Source organism: Streptomyces sp. R302 (genome assembly GCF_012927245.1).
Classification (GTDB): domain Bacteria; phylum Actinomycetota; class Actinomycetes; order Streptomycetales; family Streptomycetaceae; genus Streptomyces.
The window spans coordinates 391816-407538 of record NZ_JABBGE010000003.1; the positions used below are offsets into that span (position 1 = coordinate 391816).

The window sequence follows — 15723 nt, forward strand, 5'->3', positions numbered from 1 at the left end:
TCGGCTGTGGTTGGCTGCCGGGGTGACTCAGGACCTGGAGACCGTCGCGTTCGCATCCGCCGAGGACTTCGAGGCGTGGCTCGCCGAGCACCACTCCTCCCGGCCCGGCATCTGGCTCAAGATCCGCAAGAAGGCGCCCGGAGTCGTCGCCCTGGACTACGCCCAGGCGCTCGACGTGGCGCTCTGCTACGGCTGGATCGACGGGCAGAAGGCGAAGTTCGACGAGGAGTGGTGGCTCCAGCGGTTCACCCCGCGCAAGCGCGCCAGCAAGTGGTCGAAGATCAACCGGGACAAGGTGACGGTTCTGATCGAACAGGGCCGGATGCGGCCGCCCGGACAGGCCGAGATCGACCGCGCGAAGGCCGACGGCCGCTGGGACGCGGCGTACGACGGCTCGAAGGCCGCCACCGTGCCGGACGACTTCGCGGCGGCCCTCGCGGCCGAACCGGCGGCCGCGGCCTTCTTCGAGACGCTCGACCGCCGGAACCGTTTCGCCGTCCTGTACCGGATCCAGGAGCCCAAGCGGGCCGAGACCCGGACGCGCCGGATCGAGAAGTACGTGGCGATGCTGGCGAAGGGGGAGAAGCCGCACCCGTGACGCCCGGCGCGCCGCCCGGTTGTCAGGCCGTCCGGTTTGTCAGGCCGCCCGGTTGTCAGAGGCGGCGCGTATCGTGCCGGCCGTCGGAACTGGTTCTGCTGCACTGGGGAGTACCGCCGTGGACATGCTGCTCATCGCCGGACTGTGGCTCGACGCGTCCGCCTGGGACGACGTCGTCCCCGAACTCGCCGCCCTCGGCCACCGCGCCGTGCCCGTCGCCCTGCCGGGGCAGGGGGACGGCGACGCGTCCGCGACGCTCGCGGACCAGCGGGCCGCGGTGCTCGCCGCCGTCGACGCGGCGGAGGGGAAGCCGCTGGTCGTGGGCCACTCGGCGGCGGCCACCCTGGCCTGGCTGGCCGCCGACGCGCGGCCGGGGAAGGTGGGCGGGGTCGCGCTGGTCGGCGGCTTCCCGGCCCCCGACGGGCGGGCGTACGCCGACTTCTTCCCGATCGTGGACGGCGCCATGGCCTTCCCCGGCTGGGGCCCCTTCGAAGGCCCGGACGCGGCCGACCTGGACGAGCCGGCGCGGGACCGGCTCGCGGCGAAGGCCGCCGCGGTGCCCGTGCCTGAGGGGGTCGCCAGGGGAGTCGTACACCTCGCCGACGAGCGCCGCTTCGACGTGCCCGTCGCCCTCGTCTGCCCCGAGTTCACCCCCGCCCAGGCCCGCGAGTGGATCGCCGCGGGCGACAGCCCCGAACTCGCCCGCGCCCGCCGCCTCGCGTACGTCGACCTCGACTCGGGGCACTGGCCGATGGCCACGAGGCCGCGCGAACTGGCACACGTCCTGGTGGAGTTCGGCCGTGAGCTGGCGGACTGAGGCGAAGAGAGCTCGCCGTCGTCAGTCCGCCGTAGTCAGTCCGCCGTCGTCAGTCCGCCGTCACGCCCCAGTAGCCGATGCGCGTCGGCTCGCCGCCTTCGAAGAGGGGGGTGCAGCGACCGAGGCCCCGGTCGGGGTAGAGGTCGTCGTCGGCCCGGAGGGCGGCTTCCCACTCCGCGGCGGTGGGCTTGCCGTGCGGACACCAGGCGCGGACCTCCTCCCGCGTCAACGGGCGCATGTAGGGCCCGTCTTCGGGCGCCGTCGCGTCGACCGTGCGGATCTGATCCAAGACCGTGGCCGTGCCGCCGGTGAAGATGTACTCGGCCCAGTCCTCGCTCTTCCACAGCTCCTCGATCGTGCGATCCGGGAACCCACGGTCGTCCTCGGCCAGTTCGTCCGCCTGCGCCCGCCGGAACGCGACCGCCGGATCGGCGTCGTACGGCCCGATCTGCCACCAGCTGTTGCCACCCAAGACCTGTCTCCGTCTCCGGCTTCCTCGTCCGTCCGGCTTCCGCTGGGGAGCGTAAGGCTCGGGTACGACAGTCCGGAGCGTCCGGGCCCCTACGCTGGGGAACATGGCATGCCGCATCAGTGAGTTGATCCTCGAATGCGCCGATCCCGAACGGCTCGCCGTGTTCTGGAGCGAGGTCCTCGGGTACGTCGAGATCGGGCGGGAGGGCGACGGGAGCATCGAGATCGGGCCGCCCGGAGCCGGCTTCGGCGGGCCGCAGCCGACGATCGTCCTCAGCCCGAACAGCGCGCCCCGCGCCGAGAAGCTCCGCCTCCACATCGACGTCAACCCGACCGACCGCGACCAGGACGCCGAACTGGAACGGCTGCTCGCCCTCGGCGCGAGGCCGGCGGACGTCGGGCAGACGGGCGAGGAGAACTGGCACGTCCTGCAGGACCCTGAGGGCAACGTCTTCTGCCTCCTGCGCCGGCGCATCAACCCGGCCTGACCAGCCGCCTCGTGGTCCGAATGCCGCCAGCGCCACGCGGGCGGCGCGGGAAGGCTGGGCACGCGTGGTTTCGGGAGGCGGTCACGAGGACTGCAGTGTTCGATTTGTTCACGAGTTGCGGTTCTGGCGCAACTCGCGTGAAACCTCGTCGAGCTGGCTCGTAACGGGCTGGTAGCGCGCCGCTGACCTGCTGGTTTCCACGACCCTCGCGGACTCTGTCCCCGAGGGTCGGCTCGACTTCACGGAAGTTGTGCCAGAGCCCGAGTTTGGGAGGCGTGCCGCTGACCCGGTGGGGACATGTACTCCGAACCCCAGGCGTCGCGCGCTGCGCACCTGTCGACGCTCACGTAATTCCCCATTCCCCATGAGTCGCACCTTCGGCTTCACGTAATTCCCCACCCCTGTCCGGACGGCGGCTCGGTGTACGGCTCAGACGGATGGACGATGGGTATCACCGTGCCCACCCAGCATGGCCGCAGTGGAGAATTCGAACATGACAACGAGTGCGTCAGATGCAGACAAGGTGGAAGCGGCATGGCGGGAGCTGATCGGCTCCGACCGGGTGAGCGCTGAGCTGGTTGCGGCGGCATACGCCGAGCCGCGGCTACGGCAGCTCTTCCCCTGGGTGGGGATGTGGGAGCTGCACTTCAGTCGCTGCACTGAGCAGCGTTGGACATGGGACGTTCCCTACGTCGGCCCCACAGCAGCCGGCCCAGGCCACGCCGGGCCGTACTACGTCGAAGGACCTTTGCGGACTCAGAAGGTCGGGAGAGCTGATACAGCGCAGGAGGCGATCGCGATGGTCGTGGAGCGACTGCCGCCCAACTGTGGGCCCGCGTTCGACGGTACGCCCGAAGAACTGGCCGTGTTCGAGAGCGGAAGAGACCTGTGATCGAACGGAGCTTTCGAGCGGGGGGCGGGTCCGACGGTCTCGGCCGACCAGCCGCTCGGTCGAGATGAAGGCGATTTTGAACGTGGGTGTTCCACCTCTCATGGGTAGCGTCCACGGTGCGGGCTCCGGGATTCCCCTGGGGAAGATCGTGAACTTCCGGCTGGGGAATTGCGTGAGCGTCCACAGCACCATGCTGCCGGCATCGTCGCCAGCCGGGACCAGGTCGGCGGCTGCGCCCGTAGGCAGGAGCTCTTCAGACCCATGGATGTGTCTCTGCCGGACCGATCGGTAGGGTCTCGGAGACGAGAGAAGAGACCCTCCGATGGACTCCCGCATCACCCGCATACGCTCCAAGCTGGCGAAGATCCCGTACCAGGCGCGACGAAGCCACTCGATGGCTTCGGAGCGCCACCAGTTCCGCCTCGGCCCGTGCGTCAGCGCTTCAGAGGCCGACGTCTTCGAGGCGGAGCACCGCATCGTCCTGCCTGCGGCCTATCGGGCGTTCCTCACCGAACTCGGCGGCAGCGGCGCCGGCCCCTTCTACGGCCTTCTTCCACTGGACGAGTGCAGGCTGTTCACGATGAACCGGAAGCCGGCGGACGGCAGCCCACGGGGATTCACTCATGGCGACCACTCGGACGCGCTGCAGGGTGACCTGTTCCTCCACATCATTGAGATGGGCTGCAGCGATCTGTGCTTGATCGGGGTGACCGGGCCCCTTGCCGGTCGTGTGGTCACGGGCAACGCGGACGGCTTCTGGCCCCCGAACGTCTCCTCGGCGCAGGACTTCCTCAGCTGGTACGAACGGTGGCTCGACCACATGCGGGACGGCAAGGACAACCGCGCACTGGGACTGACCTCCCCGATAATCGTCGCGACCGCCTCGTGGGGCCCCCGTGCCACAGCCAGTCCTCGCTGCCGTAACCCAGTACATCGACCAAGCCGTACTCCGTGACCGCATCGCGGAGCCCCCTCAAGACGCGCAACTTCCGTGAAACCTCGTCGAGCTGGCTCGTAACGGGCTGGTAGCGCGCCGCTGACCTGCTGGTTTCCACGACCCTCGCGGACTCTGTCCCCGAGGGTCGGCTCGACTCCACGGAAGTTGTGCCAGAGCCGAAACTCGTGAACAAAGCCATTCACCCACACGCTTGTCCTGCGCTCGGTGATCAGCGGAGCGACCGGGGCCCTCTCGGGATGGCTGGACGACCGGCACGGCCCCGGTACCTTCGTCGGTCTGTTCCGCACGCCCGAGTACTTCGACCCCGGTGTGCCCGTCTGAAGGGTCCTGCCGAAACGACGATGCAGCTCCGCGCGTCCCGTCCGCCCAGGCGAGCGCCTCGCCCCCGTCGCGTACGCACCGTTGCGGCGGTGGGCGGGCGCGCTGCGGACGGCCGCATCCTCGGCGGGCGCCTCGTCGAACTCCCCCCATGCCCCTACTGCACGCAGAACTCGTTGCCCTCGGGGTCTCCCAACACTCCGTTCTAGCGGTTCTGGAGTGCGGGCAGGGTGTCGTCGACGCTGGTCAGGGACGTAGTCGGGAATTCGTTGGTCCCCACAGGGACTATGACGACTACACCGCGGAACCCTCTCGCGGGCACGGTCTACGCCGAGACCCTGCGGGGCGTGCGGTGTGTCCGTCTGTCCGTGCTCACCGACGAGACCACCAGCCCCGAGCGGCAGCGCGAGGCCGACGACCAAGCGGCAGCCGCGCACAACATCAGCTTCGGCGAGGGTGACCAGCTCCGCGAAGCGGTAGACCTTGACGTCTCCGCTTCCAAGATCAGCCCCTTTGACCGTCCGCAGCTCGGACAGTGGCTCGCACGCCCCGACGACTTTGACGCCCTGGTGTGGTGGCGGTTTGACCGTGCCATCCGGTCCATGGCGGACATGCACAAGCTCGCCGAGTGGGCCCGCGAGCACCGAAAGGTGTTGGTGTTCGCCGAGGGCATCGGCGGGGGGCAAGCTCGTCTTTGACTTCCGCAACCCCATGGACCCCATGGCGGAACTTCAAATGACGATGTTCGCCTTTGCCGCTCAGGTCGAGGCACAGAGCATCAGCGACCGCGTTACCGGCGCCATGGCTGCCATCCGGAAGATGCCGCTTCGGTGGAGTGGTGGTGGTCGTCCGCCGTACGGCTACATGCCCGCCCCCATGCCGCAGGAACACGGCGGTATCGGGTGGACGCTGGTTCCGGACCCCGACGCGGTGGCGATCATTGAACGGATCGTCCGAGAGCTGTTGGAAGACAAGACCGTTTCGGCGGTGGCTGCTGGTCTCAACACCGATGGCATCCCGAGCCCGCGTGATCACTGGGCCGTGAAGATGAAGCGCGACAAGGGCGGGAAGACCGGCGGGGCCAAGGGGTCGCACGTCGTGCGTGACGTGTTCAAGTGGACTCCTGCGGTCATCACGCGGATGTTGCGTAATGAATCGCTGCTCGGCTGGAAGATGCACAAGGGCAAGCCCGTGCGGGACGCCGAGGGCAACCCGGTCATGCAGACCGAACAGCCGATCATGACTCGCGCGGAGTTCGACGCGATCGGTGCCGTGCTCGACTCTCGCAGCATCGACAACCGCGAGCGGCACGACACAGACGCGTTGCTGTTGCGCGTGATCCACTGCGATTCGTGCGGGGGGCGTATGTACCTCAGCAAGCAGGAAGGGAAGCGCGGCAACTACAAGTGCAACAGCCACGCCCGGGGCGACCTTTGCGAAGCCCCGTCCAACATCCGCGCGGACTGGGCAGATGAGTACGTGACCGCCGAGTTCCTGCGGCTGGTCGGCTCGATCGGAACGAAACTTGTTGTCGAGACCCCCGGGTACGACCCCGAGCCCGAGTTGTTGGCCACGGTCGCGGAGTTCGCCGAGCACCAGGAGCAGAAGGGGCGCCAGAAGTCCAAGCACGCGGCAAAGGCGTGGCAAGACCGGGCGGACGCGTTGGACGCGCGCATAGCCCTGCTGGAGGCTACCGAGAAGGTCGAGCCGAGTCGCACGGTCACCCCGACCGGCCGCACGTTCGCCGACGAGTGGGCCGAGAAGGACACCGCGGGCCGGCGAGCGATGCTCATCGAGGCGGGGGTACGGCTGGACGTACGGCGCGGCACCCGTGGCGGGTGGCGGAAGCTGGACACGCGACGCGTGGACTTCACCATGCGCGGAGAGCTGGACCCTGCCGCGGAAGCTGTCACCGACACCGCCGGGGACCAGGAAGCCGAAAGCCGCAACGACGCCCCACCGGCCCTGGGCAACGCCGTACGGCTCATGGAAACGAGCGGAGATCACGTCCTTGTAGCTGCATGACTGGGCGTCCGTGCTGCCCTAGCCAAGTCCCGGTAGTCCTTCGTGGACCGCCGGGGCTTTGCTGTATCCGCAGCGGGGCCGACCAGCGGGCGGACCATGGTGACATGGTGATTTGAGACTGTTGTTCGTATGAACATAAAAAAATAAGGGAGAAACCGAGGGCACCACCAGAACGCCATGTCGCCATGGTCGGTCCGGCGGGAATCTCTCCGTCCCTACTACTCCCGGAAGCAAGTAGAGACGCAGACCCCTGCGGCCCCGAGGGGCGCGGGACATCGCTGGTCCCCACAACACAGTGAGGGGCTGTACGAAGTCACCGAGCGCGCCGCACGGCGGGTGCCGGGAATTCGTTGCTCCTTACTACACAGAGAAGGCGCGGGGTGGTTCCTGTGCGCCGAAGGGGGGGCTGGGGGAATCCTCTGCTCCCTATAACTGAGTAGCACCACCAAGCACGCGGGTTCGACGGCGGTAGGGCCGTCGGCGATAGAGAACAGGAGAGGTAGCCCATGGGCGCCATTTTGAGTGGAGCGGGATTTCTGGACGGGCCGAGGAACAAGGGGCAGATCCAGGCCGATGCATGGAACTGGGACGAGCGGATGGAGGAACTGGCCGCGCTCAAGGTGTCGAACCCCGAGACGTTCGACCGTCTGAGCCCGACCGTGAGGATGAGTCTCGGCTACTACGAGCAGGACAAGAAGCTGGCTGCCGAACACGGCCGCGATGTGACCAACGGGGGTAAGTGAGCATGGCTACCGAGACTGAGAAGGCTGCCGAGCGGGTGGCGAAGCTGCGCGCACAGGCGGAGAAGTTCGCCGGGCCGCTCGCCGTAGCGGAAGCCGAGTGGGAGGCTGTCCGGGAGGCGGAGGCAGCGCGCCGCGCTGAGCGAGCGAAGGCGTACGACCGCAAGGTGGTTGACACGTGGATGGAGCGTGCACAGGAGGCCGTCGACTCCGGAGACGAACCCCACAAGCGGTTCATGGAGGCTCTTGCGGCCGAGCCATGGTTCGCGGCGTACGTCGAGTACCGGTCGGCTCGCTACAAGCGTGGCCACGTACTCACCGAGGCTCAGCGCGCGCAGACCGCACTTCGTGAGGTCATGACCGTGCCCGAGCCCCGCTTGTACGACATCGCGATTCTGGACGAGATCCAGCGGGCCGTAGAGAAGCAGGCGGCAGCGCTGGGAGCCAAGTTCTCCGAAGACCTGGACGCAAAGCGCGAAGCATTCCTTGCGGAGCGGGACTAACGATGGCGGTTGACGCCCTGGACCCCGGACCGGACGGGGACTACCCGTACTTCCCACGCGATGCGCAGGGACGGCCCCTCTGGTCCGACACGGGCCCGGTGCCGGAAGGGGGAACCGTGATGCCGCGCGGCATTCAGGCAATGCGCGATCCGACGAACCGTGGTCGCGTGGTGTTTGTGGACGTCACACCACGCCTGCCGGACGGCTTGCTCATCGACCCGCCGCCCATCCCGCCGAAGAAAGCGACCCCCACGTAGTCCAGGGGTCGTGCGGGAAGAGCTGGGGGCTGCATAAGTGGTGCAGCCCCCACCCGTTGTCCGGGCCTCCTCTCGCCGGCTAGGACGAGCACGGAGCCGACGACGAGCGGCCCGGAACGACGCTGCGGCTCGGCTCCGCCGGATCATCGCGCGGAAGGGTTCCGCGTGGTGTGACTGGTGCCTAGACGACTTCCCCGCGGCGGACGTGGACGTGGACCACGTGCGGCCCCTCTCGATGGGAGGGACCGACACGGACGGCAACGTTCAGGTGCTGTGCCGGGGTTGTCACCAGCTCAAGACGGGGACGGAGTTCGGGCGCGCTTCCTAGTGCTGCGTCCACCACGTGAGCGCTGCGCCACCAGCGGTGGTGACTAGGGCGACGAGCCATCCGGGGATGCGCTGCACGGTCAGGTGCATTCCCCCTACGCGGAGTTCGAGTGCGGGGCGGGGCTCAGGCTTGGGTGTCATGGCTCCATGTCTATGCGCTGTGGGGTGTTGCGAACTACCCCTTGGGGCGTTGCGCCTGATGCGCGACAGCGTTGCGTGCCCGTTGCGTCGATAGCGCTCCCATCAGCGCATTCATCATCAGCGGTCGCCAGAAACCCATCCCTTTTCGTGGAGCTGCCCCATGCCGCGTAGACCCCGCCCCCCGTGCTCGGTACCCGGGTGCCCCGAACTGACTGCCCGTGGTGGCCGCTGTGCCGCTCACGAGCGTGAGGCGACCGCACTTCGGGAGACACCCGGGACGAGCCCGTACGGGCGACGGTGGCCGAACATCCGGCGCCGCTACCTCTACGCCCACCCGTGGTGTGTGCTGTGCACGAAGCCGGCGACGGTGGCTGACCACTTCCCGGAGTCGCGTCGCTCGCTGGTGGCTCGTGGCGTGTCCGATCCGGATGCGTGGTCGCGGCTGCGTCCGCTGTGCACGTCGTGCCACAACCGCGAGACCGCGAAGCACCAGCCCGGCGGATGGGCTGCCGAGCGTGTCCGTCCTCGCCGCTCGTGACCCTGCCCCAGGCAGGGACCCCCCTCCCGTGTCCTGGAAGCACGGCAGGGAGGCAAAAAACTCGCATGGCTCATTAGAGCGTTTTCGTGGAGCGCTGATCGCCCCGCCAGTCCTCTGTCACGAGGCTGGCGGGGCTTTCTGCGTACGGGAACTCACGCGGCCTTGAGTTTGGCGACTTCGCGCACTCGGTCGTGAAGTTCCCGGACGACGGTCGAATTGCGGGGCATCGTGAGTGCCCGGAGCTTTCCGAAATGCTCGTCACCGCGCGCGGTGGACAGTACTTCGTAGTCGTCCAGGAAGCGCCCCCACGTACGGCACGACTCTTCCAGGTGCCCGTGTTCGTGCTGCCGCTGCGCCAACACGGCGTGCGCGTGGAGTCGGCCTTGACGTTCCGACGGGGACATGACCCGGATGGAGGACTTGAGTGCCTTGATCGAACTCTCCAGGTCCCGCCCCTCGTAGTGGACGTGCGAGACGTGGAACAGGAACGCGGCACGGTCGTAGCCCCCCACGGCGTCGCGCCGAGAGTCCGCCCGCGAGAGCGCGGTTTCCGCCTCCCGGAGGCGGACGACGGCCGTCCGCCGATCACCGACCATCGCGGAGGCGTGGGCTTGCTGCCCCCGCAGGAACGCCACGAGACGGGGACCGGCTGCGCCGGTCGGAGCCGCCTCCGCCGCAGAGTCCGCGAACTCCAGGGCTCGCCGGCCGTAGCGCAGGTGCGATGCCTGCAAGCTCATCCCGCGCAGGGTCCGGCAGTACGTGAGCTGATCGCCGGACTCCCGAGCGAGATCGAGCGCGTGCAGGTAGTAGGTCTGCCCCAGACCGTGAGCGCGCTCGTACATCGCCATCCACCCGGTGAGATAGACCAAGTCGGAGGCGGCGGAGAGCATGTCACGGTGTACGGCTTCCGGTGCTGCCGCGCGCAGGTAGCCGCCAACGGTGTTGACGAGGAACGCTGATGCCATCGGGCGGGCGTGCCCGCCGCCGAGATCATCGAGAATGTCGGCGATCTTGTCCGTCATCCGTCGAACGGTCTCGACCTCACCTTGACCGATGCGGCCCGTGGGCCTGGTGAGCCTTCCCCGGTCCTCTGCGTGCGCCGTGGTCATCAGCGCGGAGAAGGCCGGAACGGTGAGGGCGGCGGAGTACAGAGTCGTCGTGAGCAGCTTGCGGCGGGACGGGTCCATATCTTCCTTCCCGAGGTCGATAAGAGAATCCACGGTGTCACGCCCGGGATCGGCAGCTACCCCGGCAGGCCGCTGCAAGCCCGCTTCCGCGTATGAGACCGGGCGCCCTAGCTTCCGTTCCAGTACGGCGATGATCACGGGTCTGATCTGGGGTTTCGGCTGCCCACCCTGCTTCCACTGCGATACGGAAGGTTGGCGGTAGTCCACCGACAGACCGGCTTCGGCAGCAACTCGGTTCACGGCATGGGCGAACTTCGTTTCTGAGTATCCCGCCTGTTCAAGGAGGGTGCAGAGACCTTCATTGCGCGGTCGTTCGGAAGCTCTGGGCACGACAACCCCCGGCGCTTATGAGTCTTATGGTTTGCCCTCCCCGCAACGGTACCGGTTCAAGCGTGCTTCGCGGTTTGCTCTTCGTACGCAAGAGATCAGCGCATGGCGGGAACAAGCCGTTCCCGTAAAGGAGGTGAGCCGTGCGGAATGACCCCCTGGCAGACCCGGCAACGAGTGCGCCCCGCCCGCAAGTGCTCGACGGGGACCGGATCGACGACTCCGGGCGCGACCAGGCCGTGCCGCCCGGCACCACCGATGACTCGCCCGTGATGGTCGCCCTCATGGCACGGGTCTCGGAGGAGAACGGGATGCGCCGAGCCATCCGGAGCGGATCCCCGGGGATGCCCGCGTGAGGACCGACAGAGCGCGGACCTACGCCGAGCCCCCGATCACCCTTCCGATGACATCGGTACCGCCCGCCGTACCCGTTCCGGGCTGCACGACATGTGCGCTCGCGGTTGAAGGAGAGCGGTACAGCGTCCGCGTCCGCGATGAGTCGGCGGCTGCGGACTACCGCGTCGAGATTCGCAATCACCCGCACGACGAACCGAAGTTGATGATCGGGGAGTGTGCTCCGTGACTACGGCGCCGGCTGTCGCGGTCCCGGTCTACCGCATGGCCAAGCATCCCGGGCGGGAATCCGAGGTCACCCTGACAGCTCGCTGCCTGGCCGGCGGGTGCGTCTGGGAGTCGGAACCGACACCGGACGACGCGTCATCGGTCGGGTGCGAGTCGCACACGGCCACGACGGGGCACACCACCTTCGCCGTGACCCTGGAGTACGTGGCGCTGGTGACCCGTGAGTGAGGGAAGCCGTGGCTGTCACGGTGACCGCCGTTCTTTTGCTGCTCGTTCTGGTCGTCGCCGTTCTCGTGGAGTGATGCGGTGCGCGTCGCCTCCGCAGAGCGGACGTGACCCGCTCACGGTCTGACAGGTTGGTGCCTTATCCGGCAATCCTGCGGACCTGTTCCCCCCTCGAAAGGCTTGCTCATGAAGCGTGTTGTGGCCCGGCTCTGGCGGCTCATCCGGGGCCCGTTGCAGTGGCGCGTCCTCTGGTTCGCCCACGCCAAGTTCATGGTGGGCGTCACCGGTGTCGTACGCGACGACCAGGGGCGCGTTCTGCTCCTCAAGCACCGGATGTGGCCGCCGGAGCGTCCGTGGGGTCTGCCCACGGGCTACGCGATCAAGGGCGAGGAGTTCCCGGCGACCATCGTCCGGGAGGTGAAGGAAGAGACCGGGCTCATCGTCAAGCCCGGTCGTCTGGTGAGCGTGACGAGCGGTTACAAGCTCCGTGTGGAAGTCGCCTACGAGGCACTGCACGCCGGAGGAACGCTCAGCATCGATGGTTTCGAGATCCTGGAGGCGCAATGGTACGAACCGGACTCCCTGCCGGAGGGGATGCAGGACTCCCACCGGCAGCTCATCAGGGGCACCACCCCGTCGTAGCCCCTCTGGCACCCAACGAAACGGTGGTCGGCACGCGGGCGTCAGAGACTCTGGCCGCCCTGCGGGCCGACACCGCCGTCCTCACCTCGGCCCACCCCGACCACATGTTCCGCACCACCACCGAACGACTGGCCCGATGGCAGGCGGCGGGTCTGGACACGGGGGTCTTCCACGCCGGCTTCTACATGGCGTGGAACCGGTACGCCGAGCTGGGGCTCTCCCAGATGCTCCCGCTGCACCGGGTGCTGGTCGGGGCGGAGTCCACACGCCCCGGGGCGTTCGGGGGCTTCCACCACCCCGACCAGGGCTACCGGCACTTGCAGATGGTCGCGCTGGTCACCATGCACGGTCCGTTGGGGAGCGACGTTCCCGAGCGGGCGAACCTGGCGCTACTCGATCTGCTGCGGGCCTATGCGCACGACTGCCTCCACTACGGCTCCCGCCGCCGGTACGTGGATGTCGACGGGCGCTTGGTCCGGACGCAGTACGGGATCAACTTCCGTCGCGCGTCGGGACGTACGTACTCCGCCGCAGACCCGAAGGGAGCGTCCCACACTCGCAACCTCGGTGTCGTCATGGAGGGTGCGTGCGACAGAGAAGCTCGCCGCATTACCCGTGAGGCTGCGGCACGTATCGGAGTGGAGGAACCCGAGGACGCGGTGGGACGGCTCGCGTTCCGGGACGTGACGGGAACCCTGGCGGGGCGGGGGACAGAGTCGGCCGACGGGCCCACGGACGAGATCACCCGTTACACCGGGGCGCTCTGGCGCTACGAAGCGGGAGTGAACCGGCGGTACGCGTCGTTCCTGGACGAGTTCGCCCCCGGGGAGCAGGAAGACCTACACACCCTTGTCCTGCGCTCGGTGATCAGCGGAGCGACCGGGGCCCTCTCGGGATGGCTGGACGACCGGCACGGCCCTGGTACCTTCGCCGGCCTGTTCCGGACGCCCGAGTACTTCGACCCCGGTGTGCCCGTCTGAAGGGTCCTGCCGAAACGACGATGCAGCTCCGCGCGTCCCGCCCGCCCAGGCGAGCGCCTCGCCCCCGTCGCGTACGCACCGTTGCGGCGGTGGGCGGGCGCGCTGCGGACGGCCGCATCCTCGGCGGGCGCCTCGTCGAACTCCCCCCCATGCCCCTATTGCACGCAGAACTCGTTGCCCTCGGGGTCGTTCATCACCACCCAGGAGCCGCCCTGCTCCGCCACCCGCCGCTGCACGGTGGCGCCGAGCTTCTCCAGGCGCTCGACCTGGGCGTCGCGGGTGCCGGGGTCGGTGTGCACGTCGAGGTGGAGGCGGTTCTTCACGGTCTTCTCCTCGGGGACCCGCTGGAAGAGGATCCGGCGGCCGAGGCCGGCGCCGTTCTCCTCCGACACCGGGTCGTCCGGGTGCCGTACGGCGGCGAGGTCGTGCCAGCCGAGCCGCTCCTGCGGCGTGCCGGGGTGCACGGTCAGGGTCGCCTCGGGCGGTACGGCTCCGGCGCCGAGCAGCTGGCCGACGAGCGCGCTGTGGTCCTCCTCGACGTAGCCGAGGGCGACGGCCCAGAAGGCGGCCTGGGCGTGCGGGTCGCGGGTGTCGATCACGAGTTTCCAGTGCAGTGGCTCCATCCCCCACACATATCCACGCCCGCTCGCCGTCCGCCACCGGAACTCCCCGCTCCGACGTGGGTCTCCCGAGCGTCGGGCTATGCCCGGGTCGCCTTGTGGGCCGTCTCGTGGGCCGTCTCCCGGGTGTCGTAGCGCTCCCTCGCCGCCGCGATCTCGTTCTGGTGCCGTTCCGTCCAGGTGACCAGCGCGCGGATCGTGGTGTGCAGCGTGGCTCCCAGCGGCGTGAGTTCGTAGTCGACGCGGGGCGGGACGGTCGGGTGGACGGTGCGGCGGACCAGGCCGTCGCGCTCCAGCTGGCGCAGCGTGACGGTCAGCATGCGCTGGCTGACGCCGTCGATCTCGCGCCGGAGCTGCGAGAACCGGACGACGCGGTTCTCCAGGAGCGCGATGACGAGCAGCGACCACTTGTCGGCGATCCGGTCCAGGATCTGGCGGACCTCGCAGTCCTCGCGGGTGTCCCACTGGAAGGGGTCCGCTTCGCCGGCGCCGTCGGGGTGGCAGCCCCGCGTGCCGACGGTTACCGCCGAGGTACCGAGTGACTTCGAAGTGCCTTCTTCCATGCCTCCCGATGCTCCCGCAGGATCGAGGTGGTTACAAGAGGGAACCAGCCCTCGGAGCGGTAACCACCCCACCCCAACCCCCTTCCTTTCGGAGGCAGTTGTGTCGTTACGTGCCTGGGGCCTGCTCCTCGTCCTCAGCGGGGCCGTCTTCCTCGAAGGCATCGACGTCGCCATGCTCGCCGTTGCCGTCCCCACCGTCCGCGCCGACCTCGGCCTCACCACCGCCACCGCCGCCTGGGTCATGTCCGCCTACGTCCTCGGCTACGCCGGTTTCACGCTGCTCGGCGGGCGCGCCGCCGACCTCCTCGGCAGACGGCGGATGTTCCTCGGCTGGCTCACCGTCTTCCTGCTCTTCTCCGGCCTCGGCGCCCTCGCCGACGACGGCCCGACGCTCGTCCTCGCCCGCTTCGCCACCGGTGTCGCCGCCGCCTTCATGACCCCGGCGGCCCTCTCCGTCATCACCACCTCCTACCCGGAGGGCCCGCAGCGCGACAGGGCCCTGCTGGTCTTCGCCGGGGTCGCCGGCGGCGGCTTCTCGCTCGGTCTCGTCACCGGCGGCCTGCTCACCCAGTTCGGCTGGCGGTGGGTGTTCATCGCGCCCGTCCTCTTCGCCGCCGTCCTGCTGGCCGCCGCCGTCCGCCTCGTACCGAAGGACGACCTCGTACCGAAGGACGAACGGTCGCCGGTGCCGCGGCGGGGCGGCTTCGACCTCGCCGGGGCGCTCGCCGCCGCCGGGACGATGCTCCTCCTCGCGTACGGCGTCATCCGGCTCGAACACGGGCTCGACGGCTGGGCGCTCACCCTCGCCGTGTTCGCGGCCGGGGCCGCCCTCGCCGCCGTCTTCGTCCGCGTCGAACGCCGGGCCGCCGTCCCGCTCGTCCGGCTCGGGCTGCTGCGCACGCCGTCCGTGCTCCGTGCCGACCTCGGCGCGCTGCTCTTCGTCGGCGCCTTCTTCGGCTTCCAGTTCGTCGCCACCCTCTACCTCCAGGAGCTGCGCGGCTGGTCCTCGCTGCACACCGCCCTGGCCCTGCTCGTGATGGGCGTCGACGCGGTCCTCGCGCCGACCGTGACCCCGCGCCTGGTGGCCCGGTACGGCAACGCCAAGGTGGTCCTCGGCGGCTTCCTCGCCGCCCTCGCCGCGTACGTGCTCTTCCTTCCGGTCGGCCCCGACTGGTCGTACGCGGCGATGTTCCCGACCCTCCTCCTCACCGGCCTCGCCTTCTCCCTCGCGTACGGGCCGCTGACCATCGCCGGCACGGACGGCGTGGCGGAGGACGAGCAGGGGCTCGCGGGCGGGCTGCTGACCACCGCGACACAGTTCGGCTCGGCCATCGGCATCGCCGCCGTGACGGCCGTGTACGGCCTCGCCGGCGGCGGTCTCACGGGCTTCCGCGCGGCGCTCGCCGTGCCGGTGGCGATGGCCGCGGCGGGCGCGCTGGTCGCCGCCGCCGCCCTCCGCGAGCGCGCCGGGGCCGCGGCGCGGGAGGAGGTGCCGGTCTGAGCCCGGACCCGTTCGGACCCGTC

20 protein-coding genes are annotated in these 15723 nt (G+C 69.0%); 16 read left to right on the plus strand and 4 right to left on the minus strand.

Annotation, left to right across the window (positions count from 1 at the left end; all coding sequences use genetic code 11):
- Positions 1 to 4 precede the first annotated feature (4 nt).
- Positions 5 to 598 (plus strand): YdeI/OmpD-associated family protein, encoded by a 594-nt coding sequence (locus tag HHL19_RS11385; protein WP_169088995.1) that lies wholly within the window; start codon positions 5 to 7, stop codon positions 596 to 598.
- A 118-nt stretch (positions 599 to 716) separates the two neighbouring features.
- A complete protein-coding gene (locus HHL19_RS11390) occupies positions 717 to 1415 on the plus strand; it encodes an alpha/beta fold hydrolase (RefSeq protein ID WP_169088310.1) in 699 nt (232 codons plus the stop codon).
- A gap of 49 nt (positions 1416 to 1464) precedes the next feature.
- Here the strand turns inward: HHL19_RS11390 and HHL19_RS11395 are convergent, their stop codons facing one another.
- The gene (locus HHL19_RS11395; RefSeq protein WP_169088312.1) at positions 1465 to 1887 is read right to left on the minus strand and encodes a hypothetical protein; all 423 of its coding nucleotides are present in this window, start codon (positions 1885 to 1887) and stop codon (positions 1465 to 1467) included.
- Between the two features lie 103 nt (positions 1888 to 1990).
- Between HHL19_RS11395 and HHL19_RS11400 the strand changes: the two genes are divergently transcribed.
- The 9 genes from HHL19_RS11400 (at position 1991) to HHL19_RS38485 (ending at position 8395) form a co-directional block, all read left to right on the plus strand.
- Entirely contained in the window at positions 1991 to 2374 is a 384-nt protein-coding gene (locus HHL19_RS11400; RefSeq protein ID WP_169088314.1) for a VOC family protein, read from the plus strand.
- A gap of 493 nt (positions 2375 to 2867) precedes the next feature.
- Complete coding sequence (locus HHL19_RS11405; RefSeq protein WP_240981534.1) at positions 2868 to 3266, plus strand: DUF6193 family natural product biosynthesis protein; 399 nt, start codon at positions 2868 to 2870, stop codon at positions 3264 to 3266.
- Positions 3267 to 3588: 322 nt separating this feature from the next.
- Complete coding sequence (locus tag HHL19_RS11410; RefSeq protein WP_169088316.1) at positions 3589 to 4221, plus strand: SMI1/KNR4 family protein; 633 nt, start codon at positions 3589 to 3591, stop codon at positions 4219 to 4221.
- A gap of 689 nt (positions 4222 to 4910) precedes the next feature.
- Complete coding sequence (locus tag HHL19_RS38480) at positions 4911 to 5240, plus strand: recombinase family protein (RefSeq protein ID WP_346768287.1); 330 nt, start codon at positions 4911 to 4913, stop codon at positions 5238 to 5240.
- 37 nt (positions 5241 to 5277) lie between these two features.
- Positions 5278 to 6567, plus strand: a complete 1290-nt coding sequence (locus tag HHL19_RS11415) for a recombinase family protein (RefSeq protein WP_346768288.1) — start codon at positions 5278 to 5280, stop codon at positions 6565 to 6567.
- Positions 6568 to 7073: 506 nt separating this feature from the next.
- Positions 7074 to 7310 (plus strand): hypothetical protein, encoded by a 237-nt coding sequence (locus tag HHL19_RS11420; RefSeq protein ID WP_169088318.1) that lies wholly within the window; start codon positions 7074 to 7076, stop codon positions 7308 to 7310.
- A gap of 2 nt (positions 7311 to 7312) precedes the next feature.
- The gene (locus HHL19_RS11425) at positions 7313 to 7810 is read left to right on the plus strand and encodes a hypothetical protein (protein ID WP_206324743.1); all 498 of its coding nucleotides are present in this window, start codon (positions 7313 to 7315) and stop codon (positions 7808 to 7810) included.
- Positions 7811 to 7812: 2 nt separating this feature from the next.
- Positions 7813 to 8067 (plus strand): hypothetical protein, encoded by a 255-nt coding sequence (locus HHL19_RS11430; RefSeq protein ID WP_169088322.1) that lies wholly within the window; start codon positions 7813 to 7815, stop codon positions 8065 to 8067.
- A 40-nt stretch (positions 8068 to 8107) separates the two neighbouring features.
- A complete protein-coding gene (locus HHL19_RS38485) occupies positions 8108 to 8395 on the plus strand; it encodes an HNH endonuclease signature motif containing protein (RefSeq protein WP_346768302.1) in 288 nt (95 codons plus the stop codon).
- Between the two features lie 830 nt (positions 8396 to 9225).
- Here the strand turns inward: HHL19_RS38485 and HHL19_RS11445 are convergent.
- Positions 9226 to 10590, minus strand: coding sequence for a hypothetical protein (locus HHL19_RS11445; protein WP_169088328.1), 1365 nt, complete (start codon positions 10588 to 10590; stop codon positions 9226 to 9228).
- 140 nt (positions 10591 to 10730) lie between these two features.
- Between HHL19_RS11445 and HHL19_RS11450 the strand changes: the two genes are divergently transcribed.
- The 4 genes from HHL19_RS11450 (at position 10731) to HHL19_RS11465 (ending at position 13016) form a co-directional block, all read left to right on the plus strand.
- Complete coding sequence (locus HHL19_RS11450) at positions 10731 to 10943, plus strand: hypothetical protein (protein ID WP_169088330.1); 213 nt, start codon at positions 10731 to 10733, stop codon at positions 10941 to 10943.
- A 223-nt stretch (positions 10944 to 11166) separates the two neighbouring features.
- Positions 11167 to 11397, plus strand: coding sequence for a hypothetical protein (locus tag HHL19_RS11455; RefSeq protein WP_169088332.1), 231 nt, complete (start codon positions 11167 to 11169; stop codon positions 11395 to 11397).
- A 183-nt stretch (positions 11398 to 11580) separates the two neighbouring features.
- Positions 11581 to 12036, plus strand: coding sequence for an NUDIX domain-containing protein (locus HHL19_RS11460; protein WP_169088334.1), 456 nt, complete (start codon positions 11581 to 11583; stop codon positions 12034 to 12036).
- Positions 12037 to 12059: 23 nt separating this feature from the next.
- Positions 12060 to 13016, plus strand: a complete 957-nt coding sequence (locus HHL19_RS11465; protein ID WP_346768289.1) for a hypothetical protein — start codon at positions 12060 to 12062, stop codon at positions 13014 to 13016.
- A gap of 155 nt (positions 13017 to 13171) precedes the next feature.
- Here HHL19_RS11465 and HHL19_RS11470 read toward each other — a convergent pair whose 3' ends face one another.
- Both HHL19_RS11470 and HHL19_RS11475 read right to left on the minus strand, forming a co-directional pair.
- Positions 13172 to 13639: a VOC family protein gene (locus HHL19_RS11470; RefSeq protein ID WP_169088336.1), complete on the minus strand. Its 468-nt coding sequence runs from the start codon at positions 13637 to 13639 to the stop codon at positions 13172 to 13174.
- Positions 13640 to 13716: 77 nt separating this feature from the next.
- Positions 13717 to 14199: a helix-turn-helix domain-containing protein gene (locus HHL19_RS11475; RefSeq protein ID WP_169088338.1), complete on the minus strand. Its 483-nt coding sequence runs from the start codon at positions 14197 to 14199 to the stop codon at positions 13717 to 13719.
- Between the two features lie 100 nt (positions 14200 to 14299).
- Between HHL19_RS11475 and HHL19_RS11480 the strand changes: the two genes are divergently transcribed.
- Positions 14300 to 15700: an MFS transporter gene (locus HHL19_RS11480; protein WP_346768290.1), complete on the plus strand. Its 1401-nt coding sequence runs from the start codon at positions 14300 to 14302 to the stop codon at positions 15698 to 15700.
- Positions 15701 to 15723 lie beyond the last annotated feature (23 nt).

Bases quoted from the DNA above. Each gene is read 5' to 3' on its own strand.
- HHL19_RS11415 (WP_346768288.1), top strand. From the start codon at position 5,278: ATGACGATGTTCGCCTTTGCCGCTCAGGTCGAGGCACAGAGCATCAGC.
- HHL19_RS11430 (WP_169088322.1), top strand. From the start codon at position 7,813: ATGGCGGTTGACGCCCTGGACCCCGGACCGGACGGGGACTACCCGTAC.
- HHL19_RS11405 (WP_240981534.1), top strand. From the start codon at position 2,868: ATGACAACGAGTGCGTCAGATGCAGACAAGGTGGAAGCGGCATGGCGG.
- HHL19_RS11410 (WP_169088316.1), top strand. From the start codon at position 3,589: ATGGACTCCCGCATCACCCGCATACGCTCCAAGCTGGCGAAGATCCCG.
- HHL19_RS11460 (WP_169088334.1), top strand. From the start codon at position 11,581: ATGAAGCGTGTTGTGGCCCGGCTCTGGCGGCTCATCCGGGGCCCGTTG.
- HHL19_RS11425 (WP_206324743.1), top strand. From the start codon at position 7,313: ATGGCTACCGAGACTGAGAAGGCTGCCGAGCGGGTGGCGAAGCTGCGC.
- HHL19_RS11470 (WP_169088336.1), bottom strand. From the start codon at position 13,639: ATGGAGCCACTGCACTGGAAACTCGTGATCGACACCCGCGACCCGCAC.
- HHL19_RS11400 (WP_169088314.1), top strand. From the start codon at position 1,991: ATGGCATGCCGCATCAGTGAGTTGATCCTCGAATGCGCCGATCCCGAA.
- HHL19_RS11475 (WP_169088338.1), bottom strand. From the start codon at position 14,199: ATGGAAGAAGGCACTTCGAAGTCACTCGGTACCTCGGCGGTAACCGTC.
- HHL19_RS11420 (WP_169088318.1), top strand. From the start codon at position 7,074: ATGGGCGCCATTTTGAGTGGAGCGGGATTTCTGGACGGGCCGAGGAAC.